A 10,075-nucleotide genomic window follows, 5' to 3' on the forward strand; every position below is an offset into this window, starting at 1 on the left:
TATTCCTTTCATTCTTGCAAATCTATTAGAATTCAAATAGTTAATGAAAGGGGAATTGTTACTTCTGAATAATTCAAAATTATCTGCCATTCTGTCATAATTATTCGTATTTTTGCAAAATATTTTAAGACTTATATTATCGGAAATTGATAGTGAAATATCAATAATCAAATACCGAACATCGAAAATGAGAGAATTAGAAATACTTAAAGAAGAAGACAAAGAAGCTTTAGAATTGCCTCGTACAAGTGTTGAACAAGCTGACACAACAGGCAAAAGAAAATTATATATTGAAAGTTACGGTTGCCAGATGAATTTCTCTGATTCTGAGATTGTTACTTCAATTCTTCAAGAAGGAGGATATGCTACAACTTCCAATTTTGAGACTGCCGACGTTATTCTTTTGAATACTTGTGCCATTCGTGATAATGCAGAACAAAAGGTTAGAAATCGTTTGAAAAACTTCAATTATTTGAAGAAAAAGCGTCCAGAAATGGTTGTAGGTGTGTTGGGATGTATGGCTGAACGTTTGAAAACGAAGTTTTTGGAAGAAGAAAAAATCGTTGATGTGGTTGCTGGACCAGATGCTTATCGTGACCTTCCTAATCTTTTAAGTGATGCCGAAGAAGGACAAAAAGCTATTAATGTATTCTTGTCTAAAGAAGAAACTTATGCAGATATTTCGCCCGTTCGTTTAAATTCTAACGGCGTTACGGCTTTCGTTTCAATCATGCGTGGTTGCGACAATATGTGTTCGTTCTGCGTTGTGCCTTTCACTCGTGGACGTGAACGCTCACGTGACCCATATTCAATCATCAAAGAATGTCAGGATTTATTGGATAATGGCTACAAAGAAGTTACCCTTTTAGGTCAAAATGTGGACTCGTATAAATGGGCTTCTGAAGATGGTTCAGAAACTGTCAATTTTGCACAGTTATTAGAAAGAGTAGCTTTGGTGAATTCAGATTTGAGAGTTCGTTTTTCTACTTCGCATCCAAAAGATATTACAGATGAAGTGCTTTATACCATGAAAAAGTACGAAAACATTTGTAAATATATCCATTTGCCTGCTCAAAGTGGTAATAGCCGTATTTTGAAATTAATGAACCGTACTTACGACCGTGAGTGGTACATGAATCGTATTGATGCAATCCGTAATATTTTGGGTGATGATTGTGGAATCTCACAAGATATGATTACAGGATTTTGCTCGGAGACAGAAGAGGAACACCAAGATACCATGTCGTTAATGGAATATGTAAAATATGATTACGGTTATATGTTTGCTTATTCTGAACGCCCAGGAACGCCCGCTGCCAAAAAATTAGTTGATGATATTTCTGCGGAGGTGAAGCAAAGACGTTTAGCTGAAATTATTGATTTACAGTTGCGTTTATCACAAGAAAGAAATAATCGTCATGTAGGAAAAGTGCAGAAGGTTTTAGTAGAAGGTTTTTCAAAACGTTCAGAAGACTTTTTACAAGGACGTAATGACCAAAATAAAGTAGTGATTTTCCCGAAAGAGAATTATAAAAAAGGCGATTATGTGATGGTAACAATAACGTCTTGTTCAACGGCAACATTGAAAGGAATTGTGGTAAAATCTTAAAAATAATCCAAATGCACAGATTTCAATTAAGCCTTTCTGATTTACCTCATTATACTTATGAGGATTATAAAAAATGGGAAAACCAATGGGAACTCATTGCAGGTGTGCCATTTTCGATGAGTCCTTTACCTGTTTTCAAACATCAGAAAATTAACGTTAAAATCGTAAGAATTTTAGATGAAGAATTAGAGCGAAATGGGTGTGACGATTGTACTGCTATGATGCCCATTGACTGGAAAATTGATGAAAGTACCATCGTTCAGCCAGATGCTTCCATTATTTGTGAAAACTCCAATGGAAAGTATATTATTAGCATTCCGAAATTGGTTTTTGAAATTCTTTCCCCTTCAACTCGTAAAAAAGATTTAACGATAAAATTTGACCTTTACCAAGACCAAGGTGTTAAATATTATTGTATCATCGACCCTGATGTTAATAAGGCTACTATTTACAAAATGATTGAAGGAAGATACCGACAAGTATTTGAGTCAGAGAACGATACCTATATTTTTGATATTGAAGACTGTAAAGTTGTCTTTGATTTCAGTAGAATTTGGAAGTGATAATAGGCGAAAGGATTTGGATTTAAAAACTTTATGAGTTGGAAATCTAATTTGTTTTAAATGCTAAATCTTAACCCCTAAATCCTAAAATATATGCAAATATCAGAATTACAATCCATTAAAGCCCGTTTCGGAATTATCGGAAACTCGTCTGCCTTAAATCATGCTATTGAAGTAGCTGGACAAGTTGCTCCAACTGACATGACGGTGCTTATTACGGGTGAAAGTGGCTCAGGGAAAGAATCATTCTCTAAAATAATACATAACCTTTCTGCACGAAAACACGGTCAATTTATTGCCGTAAACTGTGGAGCAATTCCAGAAGGAACAATTGATTCTGAACTTTTTGGGCATGAAAAAGGAGCTTTTACAGGGGCAATTGATGCCCGCAAAGGATATTTTGAAGTTACAGACGGCGGAACGATTTTCTTAGATGAAATTGCTGAAATGCCTTTAGGAACGCAAGCTCGTCTGTTAAGGGTACTCGAAAACGGAGAATTTATTCGAGTTGGTTCTTCAAAAGTTCAAAAAACAAATGTGCGAGTGGTAGCAGCAACCAATATCAATTTGATGACTGCCGTTGAAAGAGGAAAATTCAGAGAAGATTTATATTATCGTTTGAATACAGTACCCATTTTTGTTCCGCCTTTGCGAGATAGAGGAATGGATATTGAGTTGTTATTCAGAAAATTTACAACTGATTTTGCTGAAAAATATCGGATAAAGCCTATTCAATTAACGCCAGATGCTCAACAGGTTTTACTGTCGCAACGTTTTCCCGGAAATATTCGCCAATTGAAAAATTTAGCTGAGCAAATTTCAATTTTAGAAGTTGATGATAGAATTATTGATGGAGCAAAGTTGAGTGCATACTTGCAGAAAAATAACGGACAATCTATTGGAAATGGCTTAATACGGAGAGATTTTGAGGAAAAGCAAGCAGACAATTTTTCAGAAAGAGAATTACTTTATAAAATTCTCTTTGATATGAAAAAAGATGTGACGGAACTGAAAAAAATGTTCTTGGACGTACTCAAAAATGGAGAAATAAACCCAGAGATTCTGAAACAAAATGAAGGTTTATTTCAGAATATGGATACTGACAGAACGTTCCCGTACACGCCAAATACGTATCAACCAGAGATTAATCCTGCGAGAATTTTACCAACTGGACAAGGAAATTATACGCCAAGTCCTGAATTAACAATAATTAACTTAAACGGCGAAAATCACGAAAATAAAGGCGGTTTTATTGACGTTACCCATGAAGCTGAAGAAGTATCGTTTTCGTTGGAAAAACAGGAAAAAGATATGATTATTAAGGCTTTACAAAAAAATAAAAACAAACGAAAGTATGCCGCACAAGATTTGGGAATCTCAGAAAGAACCCTTTACCGTAAAATTAAGCAATATGATATTGAGGAAGAGTAATACAGTTATCAGTTATCAGTTATCAGTTATTAGTTATCAGTTCATGCTGAATAAAATAAAAAACATATTCTTTAAAGTGAAAAAGTTTACTGTTTACTGTTTACTGTTTACTGTTTACTGCTCACTGATTTCTTGTTACACCTTCAGAGGGGCGAGTCTTGACCCAAATTTGAAAACGATTCAGATTCAGAACTTTGCTTTTCAGACGGCAGGGGGACCAGCCAATTTAAGTTTGACATTTAACGAAAAAATGAAGGAGTATTTTCAACGAAATACTTCATTAAAAACCACAAATGTTAATCCTGATTTGATGTTTGAAGGGGCAATTACGGGTTTTACCGTTGAAGCAAAAGCTCCAACTTCAGACGATAAAGGAGGCTTAAACCGATTGACAATCACGATTCAAGTGAAATTTAGCAATGCAAAAGATGAAAATAAAAACTATGACCAAGAGTTTTCTTTTTATCAAGATTTTGCCCAAACCCAAACCATTACTGCCGTTCAAGGTGAGTTGATTCCAAAGATTTTAGACCAAATAATCTTGGATATTTTTAACAAAACTGCAGGAGAATGGTAGATTTCATTACACAATCTCTCATTAAATTAAGATGAATAAAGACGTTTTCTCATACCTTATTGCACATCCCGCCAATATTTCATTGTCGGATGTCAAAACTATTGAGTCTATCACTAAACAATATCCGTATTGCCAATTGGGGCATACACTTTTAGCAAAGGGCTATCATAGTCATTATGCAGAAGAATTAGCTTTTGAGAAAATTCGCCATGCTTCAGCCCACGCCGTTAGTAGAAATGCTCTCAGAAAACTAATTAATGGCAGTTTTAGAAATGAAGTCATTACTACTTCAAATCAAAAATTTGAATCAGAGTATCTGCATAAATTAAAAGAAACTCCTGAAGAACAAGTTATTACCCTTGAAGAAGACATTTCAGAGCAAACCGAAATGATTTCAAATCTTGATATGTTGACAAATTCGGCGGCAGTGGAGGATTTATTAATTGATGAAATTGCTCAGAAACAACAGCTTCAAAATTCAATTATTGATAACTTCCTGATGAAAGACCCCGGTTTGATTCGTACTACCAAAAGCCAGTTGGAAGCAATGGGCAAGCAAGAAGATTTATCTGTAAGAAGTAGCAAGTTAGAAAAAGGCATTGTGACAGAGAGTTATGCTAAAATCTTAACCATGCAAGGACGTAAAGAAAAAGCAATAGAGGTTTATCAGAAATTAATTTTGAAATTCCCAGAAAAAAAAGCGTACTTTGCATCTAAAATTAAAGAATTGGCATAGGTTATGCAGTTTGTATTTAGTTTTAAATCAATTAGAATCCTTAATTATTAAAAAATAAACAAAATGTTCGGAGCAGTTATCGTAGTTATTTGCATTATCGCAGTATTATTAGTTTTTGTAGTATTAATTCAGAATCCAAAAGGAGGAGGACTTTCAGGTGAATTCGGAACTGCTGGTGCAAGCCAAATGTTTGGTGTACAACGTACAGGTGACCTTTTAGAACAAATTACTTGGGGTGGAGCAATTACAATTGCAGTTTTAGTTTTGGCAACAAAATTTATCACACCTACTGAAGTTGGAAGTGGTATTGAATCTTCAAACGTTGAAGCAGCAAAAGGTAAAGCAGGTATTCCTGCGGCAGCACCTGCTCAAGGTCTTGGAACAAACCCAACAGCTAAGCCATCTGATACAACTAAGAAATAAGATATTTATAGCTTATCACAAAAAAAGGAAACTCAAACGAGTTTCCTTTTTTTGTTTTTTATTTTTAGTGCGTAGGCTTCCCCAAAAAACTAATCCCTATTTCGTCACCTGTTCCACAATTTTCCATTTGGCGATGGGTAAAAGTGTTTCTTCCAAAGGTAAAATATACTTCGATTCTACCAAATACGTTGCAGGATTGGGTAAATGTTTATATTTTTTTACTAAATCTAACTTTATATTCTCGAAAGTCGTCGAAACGCTTTTTCTGACAGTTTCTACATAAAAAGTCTTAACACCCCGTAGCTTCTCATTTTTGCCTTCAAAAACGGTTAAATTATACTGATAAACTAACGTTTCGCTAATAGTTGGTTCATGAACTAACAAATAACCATCGTTTTTGTAAAGTGGTAAAATACCAATGGGCGTAACATTGATGTTATCTTGAACTTCGGCAACAATTTCTTCACCTTCATTAATGGCATTTTCAAATCTTGGTAGAGCATAATCCATAATTGATTCCAATTCTGAGATATAATGATTGTCAGGTTGAGGAGTCGCTTCATAAACGATGTTCAAATCGTTGGAATTGAAATCTCTAATCCTTTTTGGGAAAAGCTCGCTCATTTGCTCAATTCCATCTTTAAAATATTTAGAATATTCGTAATGATACTGCAAGTCCCGCAGGTCTGGATACAACTTTTGATTTTTGAAATTACTTTTGACGTGCTGTAAATATGCTAACAGGACATATTTTTTGTACTCGAAGTCGATGAGCCCAGTGGTTAGCCAATCTTTATCTAATGTTTTCATAGGCTTTAATTTTGTTGAAGGATTATAAAATTAAAATGAAAGCAAACTATTTTAAGCAATCCGATTTTGGCAATGAAGTTGTTTGATTGCAAAATGACATCAATACTTAAAATTAGTAATTATCATGAAAATGTCAAGTTTTCAGTATAATTTTTTCAAAACTGACAGAAGTTAATAGTATAAATATCTTTAAAACGTATTTAGTTGTAAAACCTGACAATTTTTCCGCTTTTTGGATAATGGCATAAAATATGACGAAATTTGTTGCGTAGGCGATAAAATAGAGATAATAAATAGACTTATACTCCGATTTTATCATTAATTGAAAACCTAAAAAAATCAAATAAAAAATAACTTATCACAAAAAACAATGTCAACAGTTAGTATTAAGCCTTTGGCTGACAGAGTTCTGGTAGAACCAGCAGCCGCAGAAGAAAAAACATCATTCGGAATTATCATTCCTGACACTGCTAAAGAAAAACCACAAAGAGGAACAGTTGTAGCAGTAGGTGCTGGCAAGAAAGATGAGCCAATGACCGTTTCAGTTGGTGATACTGTTTTGTATGGTAAATATTCAGGAACTGAAATTGCAGTAGAAGGAAAAGATTATTTAATCATGCGTGAAAGCGATATTTTCGCAATTCTTTAATTTTATTTGTGAGTGGTGATTTAGTGAATTGTGATTATTTAACGTCCTAACACTCATAAAAATAAACTAATTATTTTGAAATTACAGATTAGTATTGGCTGTTTAAAACTAATTACCAATAACTAATCATTAATAACTAATTAAAAATGGCAAAGGAATTATTTTTTGACACTGACGCTCGTGATAAACTGAAAAAAGGCGTTGATACTTTAGCAAATGCAGTAAAAGTAACTTTAGGACCAAAAGGTCGTAATGTAATTATTGATAAAAAATTCGGTTCACCTTCAATCACTAAAGATGGTGTTTCAGTAGCGAAAGAAATTGAATTAGAAGACGCTGTTGAGAACATGGGTGCTCAATTAGTAAAAGAAGTTGCTTCTAAAACTGCTGACCAAGCGGGTGATGGTACAACAACTGCAACGGTTTTGGCTCAAGCAATTTATACAATTGGTTCTAAAAACGTAGCAGCAGGTGCAAATCCAATGGATTTGAAACGTGGTGTTGATAAAGCAGTTTCTACGGTTGTAGCTTCTTTGAAATCTCAATCAAAAGCAATTGAAACTTCTCAAGAAATTGCTCAAGTTGCTACAATTTCAGCAAACTCTGATTTGACAATCGGAACAATGATTGCTGATGCCATGGAAAAAGTTGGTCGTGAAGGTGTAATCACTGTTGAAGAAGCTCGTGGTACTGAAACTGAAGTTAAAACAGTAGAAGGTATGCAGTTTGACCGTGGATATTTATCTCCATATTTCGTAACTAATACTGAGAAAATGGAAGCTGAATTAGAGCGTCCATTCATCTTGATTTCTGAGAAGAAAGTATCTTCAATGAAAGAATTATTACCAGTATTAGAAGGCGTTGCTCAAACTGGTCGTCCATTGTTAATCATCGCTGAAGATGTTGACGGAGAAGCTTTAGCTACATTAGTAGTTAACAAAATCCGTGGTGCATTAAAAGTTGCTGCTGTTAAAGCTCCAGGTTTTGGTGACCGTCGTAAAGCAATGTTGGAAGACATCGCTGTTTTAACAGGTGGTACAGTAATTTCTGAAGAACGTGGTTTCAAATTAGAAAACGCATCAGTAGAATATTTAGGGCAAGCTGAAAAAATCATCATCGACAAAGACAATACAACTATTGTAAACGGAGTTGGTGATAAAGACGGTATCGAAGCTCGTGTTAATCAAATTAAAGCTCAAATCGAAAATACAACTTCTGATTATGACCGTGAAAAATTGCAAGAACGTTTGGCTAAATTGTCAGGTGGTGTTGCTATTCTTTACATCGGTGCTGCTACTGAAGTTGAAATGAAAGAGAAAAAAGACCGTGTTGATGATGCTTTACACGCAACTCGTGCTGCTGTTGAAGAAGGTATCGTTGCAGGTGGTGGTGTGGCTTTAATCCGTGCTATCAACTCTTTAGAAGGTTTAGCAGGTGATAACGAAGACCAAACAACTGGTATCAACATTATCCGTCAAGCTATCGAAGCTCCATTGAGAACTATCGTTGCTAACGCAGGTGGTGAAGGTTCAGTAGTGGTAAATGCTGTAAAAGCAGGAGAAGGTGACTTCGGATACAACGCTCGTGAAGATAAATACGAAAATATGTTAGCTGCGGGTATTATTGACCCAACTAAAGTAACTCGTTTAGCTTTAGAAAATGCTGCTTCAATTGCAGGATTGTTGTTAACAACTGAATGTGTAATTGCTGACAAACCAGCTCCAGAAGCTCCACACGCACACGGTGGTGGCGGAATGGGCGGAATGATGTAATTCTGAATTCGTTTCAAAATAAAAAAACTCCCCTTGAATTTATTTTCTTGGGGAGTTTTTTTATGGATTTGATTGTACTTTTGTAAACATATTGTGCTATACGGAAAACGATTTGCGAGAAAGCGAAGAGTAAGTTTCAAGAATAGATTTGCAATAACTGTCAGATATTTTTAGAAAGGCAAATGTTCTCCATTTCCTAATAACTAATACCCAATCACCACTCAATCAAAATGCCAAATCACCAAGCGATTTTTCTTTCTAACGAAGTAAATAAACAAGCATTTATACAACAAATTCTTTCTCAAAAAGCCATAGGAATTTTAGTCGATTTTAACGAATTGGAAGGAACACTTTTTTCTAAAATTAAGGTAGATGAAATTTTAGACGAAGAAGACCGTCATGGTTTCACGGAGGTGACAAAATCACAGAATAGAAGTTTGAAATCAATGTCGAGTGGGGAGCAAAAAAAGGCTTTGTTAGATTATTTGATGGCTACCAAAGTAGATTATATCATTCTGGATAATCCTTTTGATAATCTTGATGTGAAAATTCGGGAGTCATTGCTGAATAAATTAATTGAAGTCCAAAATCAAGTTGTGTTGATTCAAATTATTCACCGTAAAAGAGATTTATTACCTTTTATTAATAATTTTATTGCGGTCGAAAACGACAATAAATTCCATATTTGTGCCAATTCTGAGGAGTTTATGAAAGTGGAGGAGGAAAATCTTTTAGTGGGCAATATTCCAAACACAACGCATATTTATTCAGAATTGAAGAACGAATTAATCGTTTTTGATAAAGTTAATGTCAGTTATAACGAAAGACCAATTCTTAAAGATATTACTTGGACGATTGGAAAAGGAGAGTTTTGGCATCTAATTGGTCCAAATGGAGCAGGGAAAACCACCATTTTGTCGATGATTACAGGTGATAATCCGAAAGGTTATGGGCAAAGTTTGTTTTTGTTTGGGAGAAAAAAAGGTTCAGGAGAGACTGTTTGGGATATTAAAGATAAAATTGGCTACGTAACGCCAAGCATGACGGATTTATTCAGTACCAGACACACTTTAGAACAAATGGTAGTTTCGGGTTTTTATGATTCCATCGGGCTTTATGTAAATCCATCTGACTTGAACGTGAAATTGGCGAAAGAATGGTTAGCATTGGTTAATATGTCGCATTTAGCAAATACGCTTTTTTGCTTTTTGACTTCTGGTCAACAGCGTTTGGCTTTAATTCTGAGAGCAATGGTAAAACATCCACCTTTAATGATTTTAGATGAAGCTATTGCAGGATTAGACGACCATAATACCCGTTTGGCAATCGCTCTTATCAATAAAATTGCCAATGAAACCAACACCACAATTTTGTACGTATCTCACAGAAATGAAGAGGGATTAAATCCTAAAAGTGTTTTTACTTTGAATCCTTCAGAAAATGGTTCGGTGGGAGTGAAGTCTTAAAAGAGTTTATGAGTGAGGGGTTTATGAGTTTATGAGTGA

10 protein-coding genes are annotated in these 10,075 nt (G+C 34.8%); 9 read left to right on the plus strand and 1 reads right to left on the minus strand.

Features of this window, described 5'->3' with window-relative positions:
* Positions 1–187: 187 nt before the first annotated feature.
* The 6 genes from miaB to secG all read left to right on the plus strand — a co-directional run bounded on the left by miaB (position 188) and on the right by secG (position 5,339).
* Entirely contained in the window at positions 188–1,609 is a 1,422-nt protein-coding gene (gene miaB, locus LV89_RS11845; RefSeq protein ID WP_109743110.1) for a tRNA (N6-isopentenyl adenosine(37)-C2)-methylthiotransferase MiaB, read from the plus strand.
* Between the two features lie 11 nt (positions 1,610–1,620).
* The gene (locus LV89_RS11850; protein ID WP_109743111.1) at positions 1,621–2,172 is read left to right on the plus strand and encodes a Uma2 family endonuclease; all 552 of its coding nucleotides are present in this window, start codon (positions 1,621–1,623) and stop codon (positions 2,170–2,172) included.
* Positions 2,173–2,265: 93 nt separating this feature from the next.
* Complete coding sequence (locus tag LV89_RS11855; protein WP_109743112.1) at positions 2,266–3,603, plus strand: sigma-54 interaction domain-containing protein; 1,338 nt, start codon at positions 2,266–2,268, stop codon at positions 3,601–3,603.
* A gap of 76 nt (positions 3,604–3,679) precedes the next feature.
* A complete protein-coding gene (gene lptE, locus LV89_RS11860; RefSeq protein WP_229201506.1) occupies positions 3,680–4,180 on the plus strand; it encodes an LPS assembly lipoprotein LptE in 501 nt (166 codons plus the stop codon).
* A 31-nt stretch (positions 4,181–4,211) separates the two neighbouring features.
* Positions 4,212–4,916 carry a DUF8458 domain-containing protein gene (locus LV89_RS11865; protein ID WP_109743113.1) on the plus strand — a complete coding sequence of 235 codons (705 nt, stop codon included), beginning with the start codon at positions 4,212–4,214 and terminating at the stop codon, positions 4,914–4,916.
* A 63-nt stretch (positions 4,917–4,979) separates the two neighbouring features.
* Positions 4,980–5,339, plus strand: a complete 360-nt coding sequence (gene secG, locus LV89_RS11870) for a preprotein translocase subunit SecG (RefSeq protein WP_109743114.1) — start codon at positions 4,980–4,982, stop codon at positions 5,337–5,339.
* A gap of 96 nt (positions 5,340–5,435) precedes the next feature.
* Here secG and LV89_RS11875 read toward each other — a convergent pair whose 3' ends face one another.
* Positions 5,436–6,149: a hypothetical protein gene (locus tag LV89_RS11875; protein WP_109743115.1), complete on the minus strand. Its 714-nt coding sequence runs from the start codon at positions 6,147–6,149 to the stop codon at positions 5,436–5,438.
* A gap of 370 nt (positions 6,150–6,519) precedes the next feature.
* Here LV89_RS11875 and LV89_RS11885 point away from each other — a divergent pair, with 370 nt between their 5' ends.
* From LV89_RS11885 to LV89_RS11895, 3 genes are all read left to right on the plus strand, one after another.
* A complete protein-coding gene (locus LV89_RS11885; protein WP_109743117.1) occupies positions 6,520–6,798 on the plus strand; it encodes a co-chaperone GroES in 279 nt (92 codons plus the stop codon).
* Between the two features lie 146 nt (positions 6,799–6,944).
* Positions 6,945–8,570 carry a chaperonin GroEL gene (gene groL / locus LV89_RS11890; RefSeq protein ID WP_109743118.1) on the plus strand — a complete coding sequence of 542 codons (1,626 nt, stop codon included), beginning with the start codon at positions 6,945–6,947 and terminating at the stop codon, positions 8,568–8,570.
* Between the two features lie 230 nt (positions 8,571–8,800).
* On the plus strand, positions 8,801–10,036 hold the full coding sequence (locus LV89_RS11895) for an ATP-binding cassette domain-containing protein (protein ID WP_109743119.1): 1,236 nt from the start codon (positions 8,801–8,803) through the stop codon (positions 10,034–10,036).
* Positions 10,037–10,075: the final 39 nt, after the last annotated feature.

The organism is Arcicella aurantiaca (assembly GCF_003148625.1).
Classification (GTDB): Bacteria; Bacteroidota; Bacteroidia; order Cytophagales; family Spirosomataceae; genus Arcicella; species Arcicella aurantiaca.